This window comes from Halostagnicola alkaliphila (assembly GCF_055379965.1).
The window spans coordinates 135,919-156,422 of sequence record NZ_AP043825.1; the positions used below are offsets into that span (position 1 = coordinate 135,919).

Genomic DNA, 20,504 nt, shown 5'->3' on the forward strand with positions numbered 1-20,504 from the left:
GCGTGAACCGGTTCACCGGTCGTGAGAGATGGAGTCGACGCGTTCGTTGGCAAACCAGTGTGCGATCGCGCTCTCCGCGCGATGCAGGACATCGCTACAGGTCGACTTGGTCACGCCGAGCGCCGACGCGACGTCCGATCCCGGCAGCACTGAACTGACTCGAAACGTAGTGTCGGGATAGGCCGTCGAAATCTCGTGGATCCAGAGGGATTCGGGGAGTTGGACGGTGAGTTTCGCCCGTGGCATCAGTATTGATGGTTGGCAGTCGAACACCGTAGCATACGCTTCGAACATGTTCGAAGCACCCTGCAATATTCGCGACAACGGATACACAGCGGCCGATCAAACGAACGTGTATGGCTAATACGGATCCGTGCGACCCACGTCCAAGCGACTCCGAATACCGATCCACCCGGCGGATGGCTGATGGACCGACACTCACTCTGACGCCGTTTCACGTTGCTGGCATCGCATTCCTGTTTGTCGGTTTCGCACTCGCTCTCTATCAGGGCCTTCAAGCGTTCGAACTCATTCCGCAGGTATCGTGGATCACGTGGACGCACATCCACTTCGTTACGATCGGCGCGTTCACGCAGTTGCTCTTCGGCACGCTGCCACAGCTGACGGCGCGGAAACTCGAGACACTCCACGAAGGATTCGTCGAATCCGCGGACAGCCAACCACCCCCGCCGAATCTTCGCCACCTCCGTGAGGAGGGTATCCCGACCATATCGGACGACGAATTCGAGACCGAACTCGACGAACTGGACACACGTCGGCGAATACTGTACGGGTTAGTCGAATCCGATGCTCGAGAATGGCCGTCGAGGGAAACCGACTGATTTCCCTGATGCAGACAGACGACCAGTTCCCGGGAATCGGTATCCACCATACCGTTCAAGACTCTGGCAACCAAAGGAGAACATATGGCAACCGACGATTCTCTGGTTCGGACGCTGCTAATCATTATCGCCGCGATCCTTCTCCTACCGTTTCTCATGATGGCTCTCGCGATGCCCATGATGGGAGTCTGGAGTGGGGGCCACATGTGGAACGGCGGGATGTGGGACGGCACCGGAGCCACGTGGATGTGGCTCCTCATGTTGATTATTCCGTTGTTGGTGCTCCTCGGTCTCGGATATCTCCTGTACAGTGCGGTTCGGCACTCGGGCGGGCAACGGACGGATCCTGCACTCGAGGAACTGAGAACGGCCTACGCCCGCGGCGACCTCACGGACGAGGAGTTCGAGGAGCGCCGCGAACGCTTGCGACGGGAGAAGTAGTACGCGGGTGGACGCATTCCGAGCCGGACGCCGCCATTTCTGTCCGGCAGTGCCCCCTCTCGATGGATCAGAGCACGTTCGCCCAGCCGGTTTCGGACGTGCTTTTCGCTGATCTCGCAATGGGGTACACGGCCGCAGACGGCGGATTCGAGGACCGTCCCTTCGAGTTCGTCGGAATGGCACGACTGGAGCGATGAGCGCGACCGCGACTGACATGGCACGGTTCGTCCGGGTACACCTTCACGGCGGAGCCGTCGATACTGAGCGGATCCTCGAGTCGGAAACGGTCGCGGAGATGCACCGTCGGCAGTTCACCAACGACAAACGGAATGGGAGGAGGTGCGAGACGCGACGAAGCGGTCTTGGGTCACCGCAGCAGCCACGAGAGCGGTCGATACGGTACTGCGCTACCCGATCAAACGGGCGGTGTCAACGCCGTGGTATGGTTCATTACTGGACTCGAGGACGATCTGTTCCCGGTCTGCTCAGCCCGAACGATGTGAGAGTCGGCCGGCGATCCGCGACGAGACCAGTGCGAGTCCAAACCGGCCATATGATATTGTAGTTAGTTCACAAAGCCGTTATTGCTGTGGAAACCGTACCGTCGATCGATGAGCGACTCTGCAAACAACGAACGCCAACGGATCCGTGAACAGAAGAAGCGAGAGCTGCAGGAACGTCTCGAGAACGGCGGGGGCCTCGATGCGGCCGACAGGGAGAGCACCGCACCCGACGAGCCAATCGCGATCACGGGTCAGGGTCACCTCGACGAGGTCGTCGGAGAGCACGATGTTGTCCTCGTGGACTGTTACGCCGACTGGTGTGGCCCCTGTCAGACGACGTTCGCCTCACGGAGGGGGGGAGGTCGTCACCGTCGATCACGTCTCCGCCGTCGCTCTTGTCGGTCCTGTTGACGTCGCTCGAGTCAATGTCCCAACCGAGGTCGCTACAGCCGGCCAGCGCGGCGAGCGCGAGCGTTCCCGCCGTACGCTCGAGTAGTCGCCGTCGGGACGGATCGGGTCCGGTCATCTGTCACAACTATATCGTCTCGTCGGGATCGTGTTCCTCCACCATGCGCGCTGCTTCGTCGGCATACCGGTCGCGAACGTCTGGATCCTCGACGGTCGCGAGGTCATCAGGAGAGACGTCCTTCGCGGCAGTGACCGTGTCCAGGTCGACCGCCTGTACTGCGAGTTCCTTTCGGAAGGTTCGAGTTCCGTCGGGAGTCGCATAGGTGAGGATGAGGAGGTCTCGATTGTCGTAATCGCGCTCGACCAGCCACACGCGAACGTCGGCCGACTCCGATGGCATGAGAACCCAAACGGGAAGCGTAAGGGTAGTCGTTGAGGTTGAGAGTTTAGTGGCTTGAGAACCTCATCGGTATCCACGCCTTCGGCTCGAGAATGTCACCACCGACGCTCGTCTATGACGACGATTGCGGGGTCTGTACTCGTGCAGCGCGGTTCGTGGACCGCCGCGCGGCGATTGACATCGTCGGCTTTTCGGAACTCACGGACGACCTGCGAGCGCGCTTGCCGCTCGACTACGAGGCGTGTGCGCATCTGGTTACCGACGAGACGACCTACTCCTGTGGGGCAGCGATGGAACGCGCCTACGAACGGACCGGCCTTCTGCCATCGCAGCTTTTTCCGCTGTTTCGTCGCGTTCCTGGATATGCACCCGTCCGCGAGTTCGTCTATCGCGTCGTCGCATCGAACCGGCCGTCGATCGGCCGATTGCTACCGTAGCTTCTCGAAAGCGTATAGGCAACCCGCTATTCCGACCGAGATTCGATCGAAAACGGACGGTGATCGAAGAAGGGCCGAACGCGTCCTGCAGCTTCAGAGGTCCAGAAGAAGCATCGACCCGTAGCCGAGACCGAACGCGAGTATGAACGATCCGATCCAGGCGGCGACGGTGAGTCCCAGCTTTCGCGGACTGACGCCGGCTCCGCCGGCGACCGCGGCCCCGCTGCCGACGATCGCACTCACGATGATCTCGTTGAACGAGACCGGGACTCCCAGCAGAACCGCGCTCTGTGCGATGAGAAACGAAGGGACGAGCGTCGCGATCGAGCGACGCGGCCCCAGCGACGCGTACTCCTGGGAGATCGACTTGATCATTCGCGGGGCGCCCGTCCACGAGCCAACGAGGATTCCGACGCCGCCGCCGAGCAGGACCACGATCGGTGACACCGTCGGCAGCTCCTCGAGTAGCGGGAACAGCGGTCCGACGGCTAGACCGACCTGACTCGCGCCCGCCGAGAACGCCACGAGCGCGCCCAGCGAGAGGAGGAACCGCCGTAATCCGCCCGCCTGATCACGTCGGATATCCCAGCGGACGATGGCTGCGGCGACGACGCCTAGCCCGAGCGAGACCGTGGCCGTTGCGGCAGTTCCGTCGATCGGAATCACGTTCCTTCCGGCCGCGGCGAGCGTCCCGCCGACCGACGCGAGGAACGCGAACTCGAGGTTCGCGACCACGAGGCCAACGACGCCAGCGAGAATCGGAACGCTCGTCGCCTCGGGAACGTCCGGTCGCGGAAGAACGCTCGCGATCCCGTAGGCGATTCCCCCGCCGACGAACGGCGTGAGGACCCAGACCGCGCCGATTTCGGCGTACTTTCCCCAGGCTGGATCGCCGCCGAGCGCGAGGCCGACGCCGACGACCGACCCGGTCACGGTGAACGCGGTCGCGATCGGATACCCGTGTAGATCCCGATCGCCATCAGCCCGGCACCGATCAGCAGGACGACGATGATGCCGCTGACCGGGAGGCTGATCCCGTCGACGAGGCCGCTGCCGACGGCTTCGGAGACGCTTCCGCCCTGCATCACCGCGCCAGCGAAGCCGAGAATGCCGACGAGAAACGCCGCGCGCATCGTCGGAATCGCGTTCGCGCCGACGGCCGGGGCGAACGGGGTCGCGCCGCTCGAGCCGGCGCCGATGACCCACGCCATGAAGAGGCTCGCGACCGCGGCCGCTGCGAACAGGAGTATCGTTGTGGGTTCCATTAGTGTACGAAAATCCTCCGTTTCAGTTCTCGAGGTGCGAAATTCGAACGGTGTTAGTCAGCACTCGCTGGACCGGAGTCGGCCGCGGCGCGCTTGCTGCGCCAGACCCCCTGCAGGTAGGCGCCGACGAACATGCCGACGAGCGCCCACAGGATGGCAACGTTTCCGATCCCGAGGCTGGCGTAGGCCGCGCCGGGGCAGATCCCCGAGAGCCCCCAGCCGACACCGAAGATCCCGCCGCCGATCAGGACGTTTCGATCGAACGATTTCAGCCGTCGACGGTACACGTCGCCCGTCAGCGGTGCGCTGTCGCGAATCCGGGGCATGATCGCGAAGGCGATCCCGGAGACGATCGCGGCGCCAAACATGACGAACGGCAGGCCGAGGTCGTCGAACTGGAGGAAGTCCAGCACGACTTCCGGCCGGGCCATGTGGCTGTACGCTAGTCCGAAGCCGAAGATCAGACCGCCAACGAGGATCAGCGGCATGAACAGCGGATGGCGATTTCTGCTCATGTTACGGACTCACCCCCATCGCCTGGACGATCTGGGCGGTCACAATCGCGACCGTCAGGAACGTGATCACGCCGACGATCGACGTTTTTGAGGCCGAGCCGACACCGCAGACGCCGTGGCCCGATGTGCAACCCTTCCCGACGCGCGTTCCGATCCCGACGAGGACCCCACCGAGCAGCAACCGCCAGGGCTGGACGTCGGTTGTCCACGTCCCGCCCTGCCAGAAGATGGCGTAGACCGCCGCTCCCAGAACAATTCCGAGCGTGAAGACGACCCGCCAGTCCCGGGAGCCGCGGTACTGCTTGAACCGTGACTGATCCGAAACGTACGACAGCGTCGACTCGAGGAACGTACTCGCGCCCGCGGCGATCCCCGTCCCGAGGTAGATGACGACCGCGCCGAGGCCGACGAGCAGTCCACCGATCGCGTACCGGGAGATGCCGTTGGGAAACGGCTCGGCGGGCACTACCTGACCCGGGGCGGCAAGTTCGGCGAACAGTGCGATCTCGATCACGGTGATCAGTCACCCGCCAGCGACTCTTGGCTGGCCGCGCAGTTGTTCGGGCCGAGCTCGAGTTCGAACGCTTCCTTGTCGTTGGCCTCCTGCTGTCCGAGGTTCGTAAGGATGATATCCTCGTAGTTGGCCGGACGGGGCGGCATGTCCGAGAGGATCAGCTCGACGAACTCGTCTTCGTCCATCGTTAGAGCGTCCATCTCTTCTTCGAGTTGGCTGATCGGTGCCGTATAGGTGCCATCGTCGGCGGGATCAGCGGAGTCACTGAAGTGAGCCCCGCCGACGAGCGTGTCGTTAGGCAGGGTCAGCACGCGCTCCTGCAGCGACTCGTAGAGTTGGCGTGCGGCGTCTTCTGCGCCCTCGTCGCCCTCCTCTAAGTCAGGGCGGGCAACACTCTCGACGAACAGGCCGTCGCCAGTCGCAAGCAGCGAGTCGTCGATCAGGTACGAGGTCATCCCGGAGGTATGTCCGGGCGTGTAGACGGTTTCGATCGTGGCAGCACCGACTTCGAACTCGTCGCCGTCTGCTGCGAGAGTCATCTCGTCGGCGTAGGTGATACCGCGGTCGACCGCCGCCTTGGGGATGACGCCCTCGACGCCCTCATCGGCGAGGTCGCGGATGCCCGAGATGTGATCCGCGTGGATGTGCGTGTCGATTGCGTACTTCAGGTCGGCGTCCAGTTCGTTCGCATCTTGGAGATAGCGGTCGGTGAATGCACGCAGTGGGTCAATCAAGGCCGCCTCGTCACCGCCAACGATGAGGTAGCCGAGACAGCCGCTCGAGGGACGCTGGTACTGGTAGAGCGTCCCCGCACCGTCGTAGCGCTCGACCTCGACGCGCTCGTAGATGCGCGCCCAGCCGTTCATCCCGTCCTCGAGGTGGTCAACGTCGTAGCCGCGCTCTCTCAACTGTGCGGCGACGTACTCGCTCGAGCCACCCTTCGCACAGAGAACCGTGATTTCGTGGTTATCGGGAATCTGTGCAAGGACATCGTTGTCAATTTCGTCGTCCAGGAACTCGAAGTACGGGATGTTGATCGATTCAACGGTCTCTCCGACGATCTTCCACTCGTTGTACTCCGATTCCATACGGGTATCGAGGAGCGTGACATCCTCGCCCGCGTCGATTCGCCCCTTCAATTCGTCTGGACTGACCGATTCGATCTCGACGTCCGGCATTGGAAGATCCATATCGTCCATGTTGTACAGTTCCCAGTATCGGCTACTGGCACTTAAGGGTTTGTGTAGTATTTCCTATTATCTACAATACAGACTGGCCAAATACAGCCTCACGATTTCTATATATGCGTATGGAAGGTGCTAACTAGTTATTTTACCCTCACCAGGATTGGGGGGTATTCGTGTATTGTGCAATAACCGGAGGCCTTATATGGGGGCGCCCAATATTGTATGATAGCTCCAATACGGAGCCAGAACGAAACTATGAGTTCGGAATACCAGACCACGGAGACGCTAGACGTGAAGGGACAGTCGTGCCCGATGCCCATCGTGAAGACCAAGCAATCGATCGACGATCTCGAGGCCGGCGACGTCCTCGAGGTCGTCGCAACTGACTCGGGCAGCATGAGCGACATTCAGGGGTGGGCCGACGGCACCGACGGCGTCGAACTCCTCGAGCAGGTCGAGGAGGACGACATCTACACCCACTACGTGAAGAAGACGGAATAATGAGCACGGATAACCCAACGACGGCAGTCGACGACGCCGATCCGGACGTCGACGCCGCCGAGTTACAGGCGCTGCGCGAGCGCGTCGAGGAATTGGAAGAATCGATGGCAGCGGTGGACACTGGCGATGATCAGAAGAAGATGACCATCGTCGCGACACAGGGGAGTTTCGACATGGCGTATCCACCGTTAATCCTCGCGAGCACTGCGGCCGCCTTCGGCTGGGAGGTTGTCGTCTTCCACACGTTTTGGGGGCTCGATATCCTCCACGAGGAGAAGTCGAAGGACCTCAAGTTGAGCGCCGTCGGCAACCCGAATATGCCGGTCCCGAACGCCGTCGCTGCTCTGCCAGGCATGGACAAGATGGCCACGAAGATGATGCAGAAGAAGATTGACGACAATGGGACTGCCACCATCGAGGAACTGATCGACCTCTCGCTCGAGAGCGGCGTCGATCTGCAGGCGTGTCAGATGACGATCGAACTGATGGACTATGATGAGGACGACTTCTACGACGGCGTCACCACCGGCGTCGGTGCGGCCACCGCGCTGCAACACATGGCTGAATCCGACATTCAGCTCCTCGTCTAATCCATGACTGCCACCAAGTCAACGCGCTCAAAGCCGAGCCTACGCGTCCTTGAAGCGATTGCCAACGCGGAAGATGTCTCCCCGATTGCTCTCGAGCCACCGCTCAACGACGTTGTGGATCCTGCTGCGCTGGACCGATTGTTTGAACCGACCGCTGTTGACGACTCGGTCCGAGGCGGACACGTTTCGTTCCGGTACCGAGGGTATGACGTAACAATCTCTTCGGATGGGACCATCAAACTGTCGTAAGAAGAGTTTGGGATTCGCTTCCACGACCCTCGGCTATTGTCATTTTCATGCACTACTACATCCCTTCGGTTGAATCACGCGACGCAGAAGGTCTGGAATCGATTAGTTACTGAGCAACTCGTACTCTACTTGCTGTCAGTTTCTCTTCTGGCTAAGGGGAAACAAAGCCACACATCAGAATCATCCTCCGAGGTTGTGGACGATGGGCACGTAGAATACGTGAGCCGTTTTTTCGAGAAACAGGCGTTCGTTGGCTCCCAGCCAGCTCGCCGCATGATCTTGAGAGCATCGCCCGTGCCGGTCCCGTCGGTATCGTCGAAGTTGCAGAATTCGGAAGATGGATTCCGACAAACCACTAAATCTCACATGTGTATTTGAAGTAACCGTCGGACAGTACGACGCGATCTATCGATCGATGAAGCGGGCGGAGAGTTCCGTCTCGAGACCGGTCCCTTCGGCGTCGGTTGTACGTAGACACTCGTTGACTCGTTTTGGACTCGAGCTACACTTAAACACCTGCAGTATTCATCATATATCCTCATGCTTGTGCATGGTGAGATAACATATACCATGGATGTCGGCAGTACCCTTCAGAACCTGGGTCTCTTTCTCGAGGAATTCGACGAGGAGGTCGGCACCATAACGAGCGTCGAATTCGCCGATCGACTCGATTCGGAAACGAGGCCGACCGCCGAGGTCGAACTGACGATATCGTCGTTATCGAGCCAACAGTGGACGCCGCTCGGCCCCGACAACGTAACCGCTGACGACGACGGGCGACTCCAGTTTACCCTGGAGTCGGTACCGTTCGTTCCGACGACCAATCCGGATTTCGAGGTCGATCCGACGAGCGTGACGATCGACGACGGGTCGATAACGATCGTGCTCAGTGTCTCCGTCGCTACCGAGGATAACGAGACCGGCGGCGCTACTTTTGAAACGGACGAACGGAACTCGAGTCCGCTTGCGGTTTCCGACGACACCGACGACACCGACGACACTGACGACGCGGCGACTGACGGTCGAGGACGGAACGTGCCGCCGTTCAGAGATCCGGAGCTGCTCACGGAGGTGTACGAATCCTGTGACACGTTCACGGAGATGAGCGAGGTTATCGAGATGGACGTCACCGCGGAGACGGTCCGGCGGTATATGATCGATTACGATATCCACGAGCCGAACTCGTATACCGACGGAACCGAGGACGGCGACTCGGGCGGGCGTCCCCAGATCGACAGCAATTCGGATGCGTCGGCACGGAGTTCCTCCGACGACCGGCCGGTCGACGGTTCAGAACACACGCAGTCGTCGCCGGTCGTTCTCACCGACGGAATTGGGCTTCCCGAGGATGTTACCGCTGAAACACTCGTCGAGACGGTGTCGCGGTCGAACACGATCTACGAAGTCAAACAGGATCTCGAACTGGATCGAGACGAGACGCTCGAACTGTTACGTCAACTCGACCTCGTCGACCTCGTGGTGGGTCGCGTTGCCAACGAGCCCGAGCGCAGGATCGGTCGCGAAGAGATCGTCGACCGCCTCCGCGAAGCCTCCGTTCCACAGTCCTGACGAAATAGGGTCGGCCCTGAGAACGATCGAACGGTTCGTAAACGCTCGTCGAGGACCTCCTCGACGACAATTGTCAGTGGTGAACATTCGTTACGCTATTTCATACCATTCCAGAATTTTTAATCCGATCGAGGCCCACTGTTCGAATATGAGTCAAGAACGTACCACGTCGGAAGAACAGCGCGGCGCGGAATACTACCTCCCCGGGACTCCTGCGATGTCTCCCTCCGATGGCCGACTCGAGCGCTTCTTCAAGACACTGTTCCGTCGTCGAGGGCGGATTCGAGCGGATCGACAGCACGAGCGCAGCGATCGCTGAAGCGGTTGCCCGGAGATACTCCATTCCTGTACGGTCGTCGAATTCTATCCGTCGCTACCTCGCCGCTCGGCGGCGCGAACGACATTCTTCACGAGCATCGCGAGCGTGACCGGGCCGACGCCGCCGGGAACGGGAGTGATCGCGCTCGCTTTCTCCCTGGCGCTCTCGAATTCGACATCGCCAACTACGCCGGCGGTCCCTGAACCGTGTCGACTGCTCGAGCCGTCATCCGTTTTGCCAGTCTCGGGTTCGCGGTTCGCGCTCACGTCGACGACCACGGCGCCGGAGGAGAGCATCGAGCCGTCGACCAGTTCCGGAGCGCCGCTGGCGGTGACGACGATGTCCGCCTGACGGGTCACCGATGCGAGGTCGGTCGTCTTCGAGTGACAGACGGTGACGGTCGCGTTTCCCGGCGTCCTGTCTTGGAGCAGCAGGTTCGCCAGCGGTTTCCCGATGATTCCGGATCGGCCGACGATCGTGACGTCCGCTCCCGCGATCGGAACGTCGTAGCTCGAAAGTAGCCGACACACCGCTGCCGGCGTGGCCGGAACGAACCGTGACTCGCCGGCGACGAGTCGTCCGAGGTTCTCGGGGTTGAAGCAGTCGACGTCCTTCTCGGGCTCGAGGCGCTGCCTGACCGCGGACAGCGCGACGTGGTTCGGGAGCGGAACCTGGACGAACACGGCGTCAATCTCGGAATCGGTACACAGATCCTCGATCTCCCGATAGAGGCGTCGTGACGGTTCGGACGGCTCGAGACGGACGTCCCGCGTCGCAACGCCGACATCGTCGCAGGCAGCGTGCTTTAAGTCCATAAAGCGCTCGTCGGCCGGCTCCTCGCTCATCAGTACGGTCCCGAGCGTCGGGACGATACCTCGATCGCCGAGGTCGTGGACTCGGTCGCTCACCGCCTCGCGGATGTCCGCCGCGACCGGTTCGCCGAGGAGCAGTTCCGTCGACACGGTCTGAGTTCGACGGCGACGCTCTTGTAGCATTCGGCCCGGTAGCCGACGGCTCACTACGTAGGCGGCTCCCGCGGCCAGCTCCGGATCGAGTACCGCGCGGTGTCCAGCCAGGAATCGCTCTGCGAGACGATCTCTCGGGCCTTCGGTACTGGCTTGCCGTTGTCGAACGCTCGGACAGTGTCGGCTCTTCGGCGCGCCGATCGTCCGTTGATTCGCGATGCGTTCGGCCATTTACATCTTTGTACGTAGCACGCGAAGGACCAACGGACATGGAGTACAGATACACGGGCGATGTACACGCACAACTCCTCGAGGTCTACGAGGCGGACGCCGATCCCTTCCCGACGCAGTCGTCGATGAACTTCCCGAAATCGGAACGGCGGGCGGAGATGGGACTGCTCAGACAACTCCTCTTTCCCAGGTGCTGGAACGCCGACGCCCTGCTCGAGGACGAGTCGGCGGTACGGGACGTGCTGTCGGAACTGGGGTCGCTATACTGTCGCGGGATCCGCCCGTATTCGGGAACGGATCCGTCCGAAACGGTCGACGACGTGCTCGAACGACTGCCCGAACTCCGGGCGACGCTCAAGAAGGACGTCGAGGCCGCCTACAAGGGTGATCCCGCCGCGAAGTCCTACATCGAAGTTATCCGGTCGTATCCTGGCTTCCAGGCCATCACGATGCAACGGGTCGCACACGAACTGTACGAGGCCGGGACTCCCGAGTACGCGCGGGAACTCACCGAGTATGCAAAGACGGTGACGGGGATCGACATCCACCCGGGTGCGAAGATCGGCGAGTACTTCTTCATCGACCACGGTACCGGCGTCGTCATCGGCGAGACGGCGACGATCGGCAACTGGGTTCGCCTCTACCAGGACGTGACGCTGGGTGCGCTCCACTTCGAGGAGGAAGAAGACGAGGAGAAGACGCTGAAGAAGGGGTACAAGCGACATCCAGACATCGGAGACCACGTCGTAATCGGAGCCGGGACGAAGGTACTGGGAGCGGTCACCATCGGCAACCACGTCAGCATCGGCGCGAACTCGTGGGTTACGGAGGACGTGCCGGACAACATGATGGTGTACATCTCCGAGCACCCGACGCAGGAGCGAAAACGGGGCGAGTGAGCTGTTCAGGACCGGACCTCGACCGACGCGGATAATCGTCGGATGGTGTCGTCGCCGTGGGGATATCGAGCGACGGGTGAGAGGAGTCCTTCGAGTCGACGACGAGCGTCGCCTCCTGCAGCGTCACTGATACCGGGCGAGGGTGTCCGCGCGCCACGACTCGAGGTCCGGAACCTGGTTGAACGCGTAGATATGAACGCCGCGGATGTCGTGGTAGGGGTCGGTCGCGTACGGCGCGAGACCTTCGATGAGTTCTTCGGGCACGTAGGTCCCCCGGGAACCGACGAGCTGGCGGACGAAGTCGAGGACGCCGCTCGTCTTCTGGAGGAAACGGACCGAATCGCCGACGCCGACCTTTTTCGAGATACCCAGTAACCGCTGGTACTTCATAACGCCCGGAATGCCGACCTCGACCGGGAGCTCGATCCCCCGGTCACGGACGTCCGCGATCCACTCGAGGATGGCGTCGGAATCGTAACACAGCTGTGTCACGATGTACGTGGCGTAGGGCTCTTTCCTCGCCATCGACTCGGCGAGCACCTCGTCGTCGAGGAACGCGTGACCCTCGGGGTAGCCGGTGATGCCGACCTCTTCGAACGCGTAGCCGAGTTCCTCGAGCGCCGAGAGGAGGTCGTACGCCGAGTGAAACTCCCCCGCTGGCTCCTCGCGATCGCCACCCGGGACGAAGACGTCGGTAACTCCCGCGTCGGTGAGCCGTCTCGCGATCTCCTCGAGGTGGTCCTCGTTGCGAACGTAGCGCGCCGCGACGTGCGGGACGATCTCGTAGCCGCGATCGGTCGCTTTCTCGGTCCAGTCGATCGTCGCCTCGAGGCCGAGCGTCGGCGAGGTCGTGATCGCGACCTCCGCGCCGTCCGGGAGGTGCCCCAGTTGTTCGTCGATACTCTCGAACGGCATCAGCTCGAAGCGCGGCTCATCGAGTAACTCCACTACCCCTTCCGCCATCGCGGTCGACTGTATTTCGGATGACATGGTCTCACTCCTGAGGTGGCTGGTCCGTCCCTCGACACGAACGCTCGTTACCGGGGCGAGTGTAGTCGGCCGTCGGCTGGCTCCGGTACCGCGTTGGGTCTCGAGCCCGACGTACGTATCGGCTACCGATCGATCCGGCGACCGATTCGGCGTCGCCACGGTGGTGCGAACAGGTCGGCGGTGGCCGACACAGGACCGGTCCGTAGTAACGTCGAACGGTTCGTTTCCGCCATCGCCGTGACCGGTTGGCTCCCACTCTCCCGGTCACGATTCACTCGGAGGCCTCCTCTCTGGCGTTCAGTTTGGCCTGCTCCCGGGCGCTCGGGTTGACCGACGGCTTGAACGGGACCTCCGAGACTTTGGCGTACACCGGCTCGCCGGGTTCCTCGGCGTACTTGTCCGGAAGGTGGACTTGGAACTCCGTTCCGATGTCGCCGTCGTAGACCGCCATCGGATCGCCGTCGAGTTTCGCCGCCGGAACGAACCCGAGCGCGAGGTTCGTCTTGAGCTCGGGGTTGTACCACGGCGACGTGACGTAACCGCAGTTCTCGCCGGTGTCGGGGTCGGAGATGAGCCAGAAGTCCGGCGCGTAGTCCCGAACCGGCTCGCCGGCCATCTTGAGGCCGACCATTTTGTGGACGAACGGGTACTCGCCGCTCTCGATCTGCGCCTGCTGGCGCTCGAGTTCTTCCTTGCCGACGTAGTCGACGTCCTTGTCGTCGGGGACCTGGTAGCCGAGGTTGACTTGGAACGGCGAGGTCTCGTGATCCATGTCTTGGCCCCACGAGAGGATCCCTGCCGCGATACGGCGGTGGTGTGCAGGCGCGACCTGCATCCCGCCGTGATCCCTGACGGACTCGAGGACGGGATCCCAGACCGCTTCGGCGTTTTTCGAGGCGTCCCGGACGTAGATCTCGAAGCCTTTCTCGCCGGAGAAGCCGGTCTGGCTCACCAGCACCGAACAGCCGTCGACCTCGGCTTCCATCAGGCCGTAATAGGGTATTTCCTCGACTTCCTCGCCGACGACGTCGATCATTGCGTCGACGGAGCGCGGGCCCTGAATCTGCATCGGCGCGACGTCGATCTCGTCGATCTCGACGTCGAAATCCATGCCGACGTTGACGCCTTGGAGCCACTGCATCAGCGTCGAGTCCGAGATCGAAAACCAGAACTCGTTTTCGCCCGGTCGCAACAACACGGGGTCGTTGAGGATGCCGCCGTCCTCGTTGCAGAGGATGACGTACTTGCCGCGCATCGTCTCGATTTCCGTCGCGTCCCGGGTGATGACGTGGTTGGTGAGCGCCTCGGCGTCGGGCCCCTGGACGCGGATCTGTCGTTCGACCGCGACGTCCCAGAGCGTTACCCGGTTGACCAGCGCATCGTACTCCTCCATCATGCCGCCATCTTCGGGTTCGACGAGGCCCCTCGGGTGGTAAATTCGGTTGTAGACCGTCGCCCGCCAGGCGCCGTTCTCCACGAACGACTTGTGGAAGAACGGTGACTTGCGAACGCGCGTGGAAACGAGCATCTCGATTCCTGGATCGCCGGACTGGCGCAGATTTCTCGGGAGGGTCCGATCCGACTGATCGACGCTCGGGTAGTTCGGGTGTTCCGTACTGTCCTGTTCCGGTGGTTGGCTGTCAGACATTATCATGCATATGTATCCCGTAGAATATAAAAGTAGGAGATCTCCACTACTTCTCAATCTTCGAAACCGGCAATAGTACGCCGGAGAAACCTCGAGAAGGGTAATAGCTTGGATTCAACGAGGTGCGGATGAGGGAGATTTTCGTCCGACTATACATAACGAATATTTTATACGATGTGGAATTCGATCCGAACGGGTCCCGAAATCCGCGTTCGACCCGCGAGACCCAGTGCATTGATAACTCTTCGCACTGCTAGCTTTCAGTATCGCCCGACGTGCGCGGACGTCCACAGGGACGACACGACGACTCGTCGGGAGCGACGCAGCGGTGAGAGAGAATGACCTTCGACGCAACCGACACGTACGAGAGGACCGACGGTGAGTTTCCGTGACCCACGTCATCGACGGCGACGCGGTGGCGAACCGAATTCAGGACGCCCTCCGCGACTGTATCGACGGCCTCGAGCCGATCGAACCCCCGTGAGACGACGATGAGTCGAGACAAACTCCCCGTCACGTTCGCCGACGTCGAAGCGGCCCGTGAGCGACTCGACGATCCGTCGATCGTCAAGCGGACGCCGGTCGAGCGGAACACGTCGCTCGAGTCGATGACCGGCGCCACGGAGGTCATGCTCAAACTCGAGCACCTCCAGTGGACTGGCTCGTTCAAGACCCGCGGGGCGTACAACAAGATCGAGCGCTGTCTGGAGGAGGGGGAACTCGAGCAGGTCGTCGCGGCGAGCGCCGGAAATCACGCACAGGGCGTCGCCCTCGCCGCGACGAAACTCGGCGTCGACTCGACGATCGTCATGCCAACGACCGCTCCCCAGACGAAGATCGACGCCACGCGGGGCTACGGCGGGACCGTCGAACTCGTCGGAAAAGATTTCCAGGAGGCGACGAACTTCGCGCGCGAGCTAGCCGGGGAATCGGAGGCCGAGTTCGTTCACGCGTTCGACGACCCGGCGATCGTCGCCGGTCAGGGAACGCTCGGACTCGAGATGGTCGAGGACGTTCCCGAGGTCGACACCGTCGTCGTGCCGATCGGCGGCGGCGGTCTGATCAGCGGGATCGCAACCGCGTTCGCCGAACGCAGCCCCGAGACGCGGATCGTTGGCGTCCAGGCGGCGGAGGCGGCGACCGTCCCCGACAGCCTGGACAAGGGTGCCCCGCAGACGCTCGACTCGGTCGATACGATCGCGGACGGAATCGCGACGGGCGGCATCTCCGAGCTGACGCTGTCGATTATGGAGCGACACGTCGACGAGGTCGTCACGGTGACGAACGGGGAGATCGCCGAAGCCGTACTGGTCCTGCTGGAGCGAGCGAAACAGTTGGTGGAAGGGGCTGGTGCCGCCGCGGTTGCAGCGATCCGAAGCGACGCGGTCGACGTCGACGGCGAGCGCATACTGCCGCTGCTCTGTGGCGGCAACCTCGACATGACGATGCTCCGCGCGATACTCATCCACGCACTGACTCACCGCGAGCAGATCCTGCGATTGCGGGTACACATCGACGACCGACCCGGAAAGATGGCGGAGCTCTCCGGGGTTATCGCCGACCATGGTGCCAACATCCAGACCGTCCGCCACGATCGTGTCCTCGAGGACTTAGACGTCGGCGAGGCCTACCTGATCTTTCAGGTCGAAACCAGCGGTGCGGAACACGCTCGAAAGATCATCGAGGCGATCGCTGACCACGGGTACGAGGTCGACGTGGTGAACTGACCGAATCCATCCAGTTAGAGCGAATGAACGTGTTTGCTGGTTACCAAAGAGAAACTCGCAATTCTTAATCCCCGGTGGTTCGAATGTCGGAGTGAATGAGAACGGAAAGGAAATCCGACGAAACGTCGACAGAAGAACTCGTTAACTATATGCCTGCGATGCCGAACGTGTCCGAGGAGCCGAATTACCTCGTGCAGTTTGTCGACGGACTGCTCCGTCGCAATCGCTAGAGGAACCGATCACGCTTTCGATTACTCGAGTCCAGATACGGGCCGCGTCTTTTTATTGTTTCAACGAGAAGTTAGTATATGCGTCCGTTCACTGGTGGGGTGCCCCATTGCAAACGGTGTGGGTGCGGGCTCGAGGGGGGCGAGGAAGGGTGTCCTAAGTGCGGGTTCAATCCGCGACAGATGGGGCTTCGCGTCTCGATGGTGTTCTTGATGGTCGTCGTGGTTTCGATGTCGGTGATCGTGCTTATGATGCCCTTCTGGACGGGATTGGCGCCATTTCTCGCCGGACTCGCGGTCGTCTCGTTCGGACTCGCCGTCGTGATGTTCGTCGTTTCGTTTCTCGCCACGCCGTACCGGCTTGGTTCCATCTTCGCCCGATTTTGAGAGTGTCACCCGACGCCCGCGATGTCGGACTTTGAACCGGAGACGGTCGTAATTAACTGCCTGACGATAGGATCCCTTGTGAAATATCGGTATATTTACCAAAACTATATACGGAAATGCATGGAATCGAAGTAATGGGATTGGTAATGAATGCCACTCGAGACGCTTTCGCACGGTGAGTGGAGGTTGGACCGGGCGGTTGGAGAGGGTCAGCGCGATCGACCGGGTCGAGCGTGATGCTACGAACTACCGCTTCGAAACGACTGACGGACGGCCTCGAACGGACAGAACACGACAGGACGAACACGGAGGGTAACTATGGCAGACGAAGACAAACGCGGAATACAGGAAGGTCTGTTCTACGCGGAGACGGACCGAGAACCGGGCGACAAGAACTGGCGAGGATACGGGTTCGACATCAACCCACCCGTATTTCTCATCGCGGGAGGGTTGATCATCCTCTTTATTGCCCTCTCGCTCGCGTTCCCGGATCAGGCGGGGACGGCGTATCAGGACACTCGAGTCGCGGTGTCAGATTACTTCGACTGGCTGTTCATCCTGGCCGCTAATATTTTCATCATCTTCATGGTCTATCTTGCGATAAGCAAGTACGGTTCGATACGACTCGGCGGCGTCGACGGCGAGAAGGAGTTCAGCGACATCTCGTGGGTCGCGATGCTGTTCAGTGCGGGCATGGGGATCGGCCTCATGTTCTTCGGCGTCGCCGAACCGGTGTTTCACCTCTTCGACCCGCACCTGGGTGCCGAGGCGGGAACCGAGGGTGCCGGCGAAGTGGCGCTTGCGGTGTCGCTGTTCCACTGGGGCTTTCACCCGTGGGCGATCTACGCGTTGGTCGCGCTCAGCCTGGCGTTCTTCTCGTACAATCGCGGGCTGCCACTGACCTTCCGGTCGGTGTTCTACCCGGTGCTCGGTGATCGGATCTACGGCTGGCCGGGACATCTCATCGACATCTTCACCATCTTCGCGACGCTGTTCGGCCTCGTGACCTCTCTCGGGTTAGGCGCATTGCAGATCAATGCGGGGCTGACGTTCGTTGGCCAGGAGGTGGGCGCGTTCCCCGCAGTGCCCGACTCGATCTGGGTTGCAGTCGCAATCATCGGGGTCGTCACGGGGATGGCGATCGTTTCGGTCTACCTCGGCCTCGACAAGGGGATCCGACGGCTCAGCAACCTGAACCTCACGCTGATGATGATTCTTCTGGCGTCGGTGTTCGTCCTCGGACCGACGCTGTTCATCCTCGGTGCGCTGCCACAGGGCATCGGCGGCTACCTCGGCAACTTCTTCGAGCTGTCCTTCTTCGGCAACTCGTTCGACAACCACTACTTCCAGGGTTCGGAGTACTACGGCTCGGGCGGCGAGGGTGAGGGTGCCTTCCTCGTCGACTGGACGGTGTTCTACTGGGCTTGGTGGATTTCCTGGTCGCCGTTTGTCGGGATGTTCATCGCCCGAATCTCGAAGGGCCGCTCCATCCGGGAGTTCGTCGGTGGAGTGCTCCTGATCCCCGTCGTATTCTCCTTCGCCTGGTTCGCGGCGATGGGCGGGAGTGCCCTCAGCTTCGAACTGAGCGAGGCGACGGAGGGTGCGATCAGCGGACCGGTGTTCGAGATCGGTGAAGAGGTCGCGATGTTCGCGATGTTCGATCTGATGCCGGGAACGGTGCTCCTGTCCCTGCTCGCGATCATCCTGGTGACGACGTTCTTCGTGACCTCCTCGGACTCGGGATCGCTCGTTCTCGAACACCTGAGCACCGGCGGCAAACACGAGACGCCGCCAGCCGGCCGCGTCTTCTGGGCCGCATCAGAGGGGCTGGTCGCCGCCACGTTGCTGATCGCCGGCGGCGACGCGGCCGTCGAGGCACTCCAGGCGGCCGCCATCGCCAGCGGCCTCCCGTTCACCGTTATTCTGTTGTTCATGATCTACGCCGTGATGATCGGTCTCAGGCGGGAGTACAGGCTCCTCCAGTCCGACGAGTTCACCGAGTTGATAGACGATCTCGAGGAGGAAGAGGAGATCGTCGTCACGAGCCAGACCGGCGACCTCGTTACCCACGTCAGGACCAGAGAGGACAGAATTATCGACGTCAGTGACGACTGACGTCCGCTTCGTCGGCACGGCAGACTATCGCTCGGACGCCGTGACGATCTTGGCACGGGGGATCCGAACCGACCGGGTGCAGACCTAGGAGCGAACGACGGTGACCGGTTTCGGACACATCCGCACGACCTTCTCCGTGCTGGATCCGAGGTACTTCTCGAGCGTACCCCGGCCCCGCTCGGCCATGACGACGGTGTCGATGTCTTCTTCTTCTGCGTAATCGACGATTTCCTGTGCGACCTTTCCGGTTGTGACCGCGCCGACGCCGTCGAGGCCTCGTCCCTCGATCTGCTCTACCACGTCGGTAACGACGTCCTCGCCGTACTGTCGGTACTCTTCCATCTCCGACTCGCTCACCCCGACTGTGAGGATGTACGACGCCTCCGTCTCGACGACGTAGATCACGTGTACCTCCGCATCGAACACCTCCGCGAGATCTAACCCGTGTTCGATCGCTTTCGACACCCTGTCGCTGCCGTCCGTCGCAATCAGTATCTTGTCTAGCATAACCGTGCTACTGTTTGAGTCTTCGGAGGGCTGTACAAAATAGTTTGTCTCCGGGGTGTGTCACGCGCCAACCGGTTCAGTCCGTGTTGGTCTCCCTGAGATAGATGGAGAACGCGACGAACGTCAACAGTACGCCGGCGAAAAAGTGACGGCCTGCCAGAAGAAGGAGGAGGCTCGCGATGGCCAGTACCACCGCGAGAATCGTGGAAACAGTCGCGACCCGGCTGGACATGTACGAACAACTGTGAGGACGGGACTTATACGTGTCGTCAGGCCGACGACTCCCGCCACTCGGAGGCCAGGCCGACGCCGCCGAGACCCACCGCGGCGGCCCCGATGGCCATCTCCAGCAGCTCACCGCCAAGGATCCCATTGGCAAGGAAGAGTGTCCCGCCGACGAGAAGGAAGAGTCGGAGGTACGTCCTGGGGTTCCAGTGCATACGTTCTATCCCCTCTTCGAGGGGGAGCATATCAATTATAACGGTTCGAAAGTTCACGCGGGGTCGTCGGGTCGTCCTCGGAACCGATGCGTGGAACCAGCGTCCATCCTCTCCGCGCTTGCTCGTCAATCCCCGGCGACGATCGTCACTGGTGTCTCGGCCATTCGCATGACTTTCTCCGCGGTACTCCCAAGGTGCCTCTCGATTGCCTCGTGGCCCTGTTTGCCCATGATGATGGCGTCGATGTCGTTTCCCTCGGCGTAGTCGACGATCTCCTCGGATGGGCGCCCGGTCCTGACCACGCCTTCCCCGCCGAGATCTCGCACGGAGGCACTCTCGATCACCTCGGTGACGACATCCTCGCCGTATTCCCTGTAGGACTCTAGCTCCTCGTCGGAGAGACCGACGGTCAGGATGTAGCTTGCTTTGGTCTCGACCACGTACAGCGCGTGTACCTTCGCATCCATCGCTTCGGCAATGTCGAGACCGTGGTCGACGCAACCCTCGGCCTCGTCGCTGCCGTCAGTCGCGATCAGAACGTTATCGTACATTTGTACTCGTCCCCGTCTGTAATATCGGGGGTATCTCGTATAATCTTTGCTTCTGTTAACACATCTCACTAGCTGAT

The 20,504-nt window shown here is 61.3% G+C and carries 25 protein-coding genes and 2 pseudogenes; 14 read left to right on the top strand and 13 right to left on the bottom strand.

All coding sequences use genetic code 11. The features are described 5' to 3' along the window. Positions 1 to 12: 12 nt before the first annotated feature. Positions 13 to 246 carry a hypothetical protein gene (locus ACZ5C7_RS02840; RefSeq protein ID WP_464375096.1) on the bottom strand — a complete coding sequence of 78 codons (234 nt, stop codon included), beginning with the start codon at positions 244 to 246 and terminating at the stop codon, positions 13 to 15. A 110-nt stretch (positions 247 to 356) separates the two neighbouring features. Here ACZ5C7_RS02840 and ACZ5C7_RS02845 point away from each other — a divergent pair, with 110 nt between their 5' ends. From ACZ5C7_RS02845 to ACZ5C7_RS02860, 4 genes and pseudogenes are all read left to right on the top strand, one after another. After that, complete coding sequence (locus ACZ5C7_RS02845) at positions 357 to 842, top strand: hypothetical protein (RefSeq protein WP_464375097.1); 486 nt, start codon at positions 357 to 359, stop codon at positions 840 to 842. An 84-nt stretch (positions 843 to 926) separates the two neighbouring features. Continuing rightward, entirely contained in the window at positions 927 to 1,283 is a 357-nt protein-coding gene (locus ACZ5C7_RS02850; protein ID WP_226778650.1) for an SHOCT domain-containing protein, read from the top strand. A gap of 62 nt (positions 1,284 to 1,345) precedes the next feature. Next, a complete protein-coding gene (locus ACZ5C7_RS02855) occupies positions 1,346 to 1,480 on the top strand; it encodes a hypothetical protein (RefSeq protein WP_464375098.1) in 135 nt (44 codons plus the stop codon). Positions 1,481 to 1,894: 414 nt separating this feature from the next. Next, positions 1,895 to 2,119, top strand: a pseudogene (locus tag ACZ5C7_RS02860) (thioredoxin domain-containing protein); the annotation flags it as partial. Between the two features lie 202 nt (positions 2,120 to 2,321). On the opposite strand, the gene ACZ5C7_RS02865 reads toward ACZ5C7_RS02860, so the two are convergent. Next, positions 2,322 to 2,594 (bottom strand): DUF7967 family protein, encoded by a 273-nt coding sequence (locus ACZ5C7_RS02865; protein WP_464375099.1) that lies wholly within the window; start codon positions 2,592 to 2,594, stop codon positions 2,322 to 2,324. 92 nt (positions 2,595 to 2,686) lie between these two features. Here ACZ5C7_RS02865 and ACZ5C7_RS02870 point away from each other — a divergent pair, with 92 nt between their 5' ends. Continuing rightward, a complete protein-coding gene (locus tag ACZ5C7_RS02870) occupies positions 2,687 to 3,031 on the top strand; it encodes a thiol-disulfide oxidoreductase DCC family protein (RefSeq protein ID WP_323174653.1) in 345 nt (114 codons plus the stop codon). Between the two features lie 93 nt (positions 3,032 to 3,124). Here the strand turns inward: ACZ5C7_RS02870 and ACZ5C7_RS02875 are convergent. The 4 genes and pseudogenes from ACZ5C7_RS02875 to ACZ5C7_RS02890 all read right to left on the bottom strand — a co-directional run bounded on the left by ACZ5C7_RS02875 (position 3,125) and on the right by ACZ5C7_RS02890 (position 6,524). Next, positions 3,125 to 4,296 (bottom strand): annotated as a pseudogene (locus ACZ5C7_RS02875) (anion permease). Positions 4,297 to 4,349: 53 nt separating this feature from the next. Beyond that, positions 4,350 to 4,811, bottom strand: coding sequence for a DUF6691 family protein (locus ACZ5C7_RS02880; protein ID WP_464375100.1), 462 nt, complete (start codon positions 4,809 to 4,811; stop codon positions 4,350 to 4,352). Between the two features lies 1 nt (position 4,812). Then, positions 4,813 to 5,325, bottom strand: coding sequence for a YeeE/YedE family protein (locus ACZ5C7_RS02885; protein ID WP_464375101.1), 513 nt, complete (start codon positions 5,323 to 5,325; stop codon positions 4,813 to 4,815). Between the two features lie 5 nt (positions 5,326 to 5,330). Next, the gene (locus ACZ5C7_RS02890) at positions 5,331 to 6,524 is read right to left on the bottom strand and encodes an MBL fold metallo-hydrolase (protein WP_464375102.1); all 1,194 of its coding nucleotides are present in this window, start codon (positions 6,522 to 6,524) and stop codon (positions 5,331 to 5,333) included. Between the two features lie 243 nt (positions 6,525 to 6,767). On the opposite strand from ACZ5C7_RS02890, the gene ACZ5C7_RS02895 reads away from it, so the two are divergent. The 5 genes from ACZ5C7_RS02895 to ACZ5C7_RS02915 all read left to right on the top strand — a co-directional run bounded on the left by ACZ5C7_RS02895 (position 6,768) and on the right by ACZ5C7_RS02915 (position 9,740). Further along, positions 6,768 to 7,013 (top strand): sulfurtransferase TusA family protein, encoded by a 246-nt coding sequence (locus ACZ5C7_RS02895; protein WP_273742479.1) that lies wholly within the window; start codon positions 6,768 to 6,770, stop codon positions 7,011 to 7,013. Further along, the gene (locus tag ACZ5C7_RS02900) at positions 7,013 to 7,603 is read left to right on the top strand and encodes a DsrE/DsrF/DrsH-like family protein (RefSeq protein WP_006667139.1); all 591 of its coding nucleotides are present in this window, start codon (positions 7,013 to 7,015) and stop codon (positions 7,601 to 7,603) included. Before ACZ5C7_RS02895 ends, ACZ5C7_RS02900 begins: the two co-directional genes overlap by 1 nt. A gap of 3 nt (positions 7,604 to 7,606) precedes the next feature. Beyond that, the gene (locus ACZ5C7_RS02905) at positions 7,607 to 7,852 is read left to right on the top strand and encodes a HalOD1 output domain-containing protein (RefSeq protein WP_464375103.1); all 246 of its coding nucleotides are present in this window, start codon (positions 7,607 to 7,609) and stop codon (positions 7,850 to 7,852) included. Between the two features lie 570 nt (positions 7,853 to 8,422). Beyond that, a complete protein-coding gene (locus ACZ5C7_RS02910) occupies positions 8,423 to 9,421 on the top strand; it encodes a DUF8073 domain-containing protein (RefSeq protein ID WP_464375104.1) in 999 nt (332 codons plus the stop codon). A gap of 148 nt (positions 9,422 to 9,569) precedes the next feature. Further along, positions 9,570 to 9,740 (top strand): hypothetical protein, encoded by a 171-nt coding sequence (locus tag ACZ5C7_RS02915; RefSeq protein WP_464375105.1) that lies wholly within the window; start codon positions 9,570 to 9,572, stop codon positions 9,738 to 9,740. A gap of 44 nt (positions 9,741 to 9,784) precedes the next feature. Here ACZ5C7_RS02915 and ACZ5C7_RS02920 read toward each other — a convergent pair whose 3' ends face one another. Continuing rightward, positions 9,785 to 10,735, bottom strand: a complete 951-nt coding sequence (locus tag ACZ5C7_RS02920; RefSeq protein ID WP_464375246.1) for a bifunctional 5,10-methylenetetrahydrofolate dehydrogenase/5,10-methenyltetrahydrofolate cyclohydrolase — start codon at positions 10,733 to 10,735, stop codon at positions 9,785 to 9,787. A gap of 239 nt (positions 10,736 to 10,974) precedes the next feature. Here ACZ5C7_RS02920 and epsC point away from each other — a divergent pair, with 239 nt between their 5' ends. Beyond that, entirely contained in the window at positions 10,975 to 11,835 is an 861-nt protein-coding gene (gene epsC / locus ACZ5C7_RS02925; RefSeq protein ID WP_464375106.1) for a serine O-acetyltransferase EpsC, read from the top strand. A 123-nt stretch (positions 11,836 to 11,958) separates the two neighbouring features. Here the strand turns inward: epsC and ACZ5C7_RS02930 are convergent, their stop codons facing one another. Beyond that, complete coding sequence (locus tag ACZ5C7_RS02930; protein WP_464375107.1) at positions 11,959 to 12,825, bottom strand: methylenetetrahydrofolate reductase; 867 nt, start codon at positions 12,823 to 12,825, stop codon at positions 11,959 to 11,961. A 271-nt stretch (positions 12,826 to 13,096) separates the two neighbouring features. Then, on the bottom strand, positions 13,097 to 14,473 hold the full coding sequence (locus ACZ5C7_RS02935) for an aminomethyltransferase family protein (protein WP_464375108.1): 1,377 nt from the start codon (positions 14,471 to 14,473) through the stop codon (positions 13,097 to 13,099). Positions 14,474 to 14,964: 491 nt separating this feature from the next. Here ACZ5C7_RS02935 and ilvA point away from each other — a divergent pair, with 491 nt between their 5' ends. From ilvA to ACZ5C7_RS02950, 3 genes are all read left to right on the top strand, one after another. Further along, positions 14,965 to 16,200, top strand: a complete 1,236-nt coding sequence (gene ilvA / locus ACZ5C7_RS02940; protein ID WP_464375109.1) for a threonine ammonia-lyase — start codon at positions 14,965 to 14,967, stop codon at positions 16,198 to 16,200. A 308-nt stretch (positions 16,201 to 16,508) separates the two neighbouring features. Further along, positions 16,509 to 16,814, top strand: a complete 306-nt coding sequence (locus ACZ5C7_RS02945) for a hypothetical protein (protein ID WP_464375110.1) — start codon at positions 16,509 to 16,511, stop codon at positions 16,812 to 16,814. Between the two features lie 318 nt (positions 16,815 to 17,132). Next, positions 17,133 to 18,929: a BCCT family transporter gene (locus tag ACZ5C7_RS02950; protein WP_464375111.1), complete on the top strand. Its 1,797-nt coding sequence runs from the start codon at positions 17,133 to 17,135 to the stop codon at positions 18,927 to 18,929. Positions 18,930 to 19,013: 84 nt separating this feature from the next. Here the strand turns inward: ACZ5C7_RS02950 and ACZ5C7_RS02955 are convergent, their stop codons facing one another. The 4 genes from ACZ5C7_RS02955 to ACZ5C7_RS02970 all read right to left on the bottom strand — a co-directional run bounded on the left by ACZ5C7_RS02955 (position 19,014) and on the right by ACZ5C7_RS02970 (position 20,427). Then, complete coding sequence (locus tag ACZ5C7_RS02955; protein WP_464375112.1) at positions 19,014 to 19,436, bottom strand: universal stress protein; 423 nt, start codon at positions 19,434 to 19,436, stop codon at positions 19,014 to 19,016. 76 nt (positions 19,437 to 19,512) lie between these two features. Then, a complete protein-coding gene (locus ACZ5C7_RS02960) occupies positions 19,513 to 19,668 on the bottom strand; it encodes a hypothetical protein (RefSeq protein WP_464375113.1) in 156 nt (51 codons plus the stop codon). A gap of 37 nt (positions 19,669 to 19,705) precedes the next feature. Then, positions 19,706 to 19,933, bottom strand: a complete 228-nt coding sequence (locus ACZ5C7_RS02965; RefSeq protein WP_464375114.1) for a hypothetical protein — start codon at positions 19,931 to 19,933, stop codon at positions 19,706 to 19,708. Between the two features lie 68 nt (positions 19,934 to 20,001). Continuing rightward, positions 20,002 to 20,427: a universal stress protein gene (locus ACZ5C7_RS02970; protein WP_464375115.1), complete on the bottom strand. Its 426-nt coding sequence runs from the start codon at positions 20,425 to 20,427 to the stop codon at positions 20,002 to 20,004. Positions 20,428 to 20,504 lie beyond the last annotated feature (77 nt).

What these genes read in the sequence shown, in the direction of transcription:
- ACZ5C7_RS02870 (WP_323174653.1), top strand. Translation starts at nt 2,687, where the DNA reads ATGTCACCACCGACGCTCGTCTATGACGACGATTGCGGGGTCTGTACT.
- ACZ5C7_RS02905 (WP_464375103.1), top strand. Translation starts at nt 7,607, where the DNA reads ATGACTGCCACCAAGTCAACGCGCTCAAAGCCGAGCCTACGCGTCCTT.
- ACZ5C7_RS02850 (WP_226778650.1), top strand. Translation starts at nt 927, where the DNA reads ATGGCAACCGACGATTCTCTGGTTCGGACGCTGCTAATCATTATCGCC.
- ACZ5C7_RS02900 (WP_006667139.1), top strand. Translation starts at nt 7,013, where the DNA reads ATGAGCACGGATAACCCAACGACGGCAGTCGACGACGCCGATCCGGAC.
- ACZ5C7_RS02895 (WP_273742479.1), top strand. Translation starts at nt 6,768, where the DNA reads ATGAGTTCGGAATACCAGACCACGGAGACGCTAGACGTGAAGGGACAG.
- ACZ5C7_RS02930 (WP_464375107.1), bottom strand. Translation starts at nt 12,825, where the DNA reads ATGTCATCCGAAATACAGTCGACCGCGATGGCGGAAGGGGTAGTGGAG.
- ACZ5C7_RS02890 (WP_464375102.1), bottom strand. Translation starts at nt 6,524, where the DNA reads ATGGACGATATGGATCTTCCAATGCCGGACGTCGAGATCGAATCGGTC.
- ACZ5C7_RS02920 (WP_464375246.1), bottom strand. Translation starts at nt 10,735, where the DNA reads ATGCTACAAGAGCGTCGCCGTCGAACTCAGACCGTGTCGACGGAACTG.
- ACZ5C7_RS02855 (WP_464375098.1), top strand. Translation starts at nt 1,346, where the DNA reads ATGGATCAGAGCACGTTCGCCCAGCCGGTTTCGGACGTGCTTTTCGCT.
- ACZ5C7_RS02865 (WP_464375099.1), bottom strand. Translation starts at nt 2,594, where the DNA reads ATGCCATCGGAGTCGGCCGACGTTCGCGTGTGGCTGGTCGAGCGCGAT.
- ACZ5C7_RS02960 (WP_464375113.1), bottom strand. Translation starts at nt 19,668, where the DNA reads ATGTCCAGCCGGGTCGCGACTGTTTCCACGATTCTCGCGGTGGTACTG.
- ACZ5C7_RS02880 (WP_464375100.1), bottom strand. Translation starts at nt 4,811, where the DNA reads ATGAGCAGAAATCGCCATCCGCTGTTCATGCCGCTGATCCTCGTTGGC.
- ACZ5C7_RS02970 (WP_464375115.1), bottom strand. Translation starts at nt 20,427, where the DNA reads ATGTACGATAACGTTCTGATCGCGACTGACGGCAGCGACGAGGCCGAG.
- ilvA (WP_464375109.1), top strand. Translation starts at nt 14,965, where the DNA reads ATGAGTCGAGACAAACTCCCCGTCACGTTCGCCGACGTCGAAGCGGCC.
- ACZ5C7_RS02845 (WP_464375097.1), top strand. Translation starts at nt 357, where the DNA reads ATGGCTAATACGGATCCGTGCGACCCACGTCCAAGCGACTCCGAATAC.
- ACZ5C7_RS02955 (WP_464375112.1), bottom strand. Translation starts at nt 19,436, where the DNA reads ATGCTAGACAAGATACTGATTGCGACGGACGGCAGCGACAGGGTGTCG.
- ACZ5C7_RS02935 (WP_464375108.1), bottom strand. Translation starts at nt 14,473, where the DNA reads ATGTCTGACAGCCAACCACCGGAACAGGACAGTACGGAACACCCGAAC.
- ACZ5C7_RS02910 (WP_464375104.1), top strand. Translation starts at nt 8,423, where the DNA reads ATGGATGTCGGCAGTACCCTTCAGAACCTGGGTCTCTTTCTCGAGGAA.
- epsC (WP_464375106.1), top strand. Translation starts at nt 10,975, where the DNA reads ATGGAGTACAGATACACGGGCGATGTACACGCACAACTCCTCGAGGTC.
- ACZ5C7_RS02950 (WP_464375111.1), top strand. Translation starts at nt 17,133, where the DNA reads ATGGCAGACGAAGACAAACGCGGAATACAGGAAGGTCTGTTCTACGCG.
- ACZ5C7_RS02840 (WP_464375096.1), bottom strand. Translation starts at nt 246, where the DNA reads ATGCCACGGGCGAAACTCACCGTCCAACTCCCCGAATCCCTCTGGATC.
- ACZ5C7_RS02945 (WP_464375110.1), top strand. Translation starts at nt 16,509, where the DNA reads ATGCGTCCGTTCACTGGTGGGGTGCCCCATTGCAAACGGTGTGGGTGC.
- ACZ5C7_RS02915 (WP_464375105.1), top strand. Translation starts at nt 9,570, where the DNA reads ATGAGTCAAGAACGTACCACGTCGGAAGAACAGCGCGGCGCGGAATAC.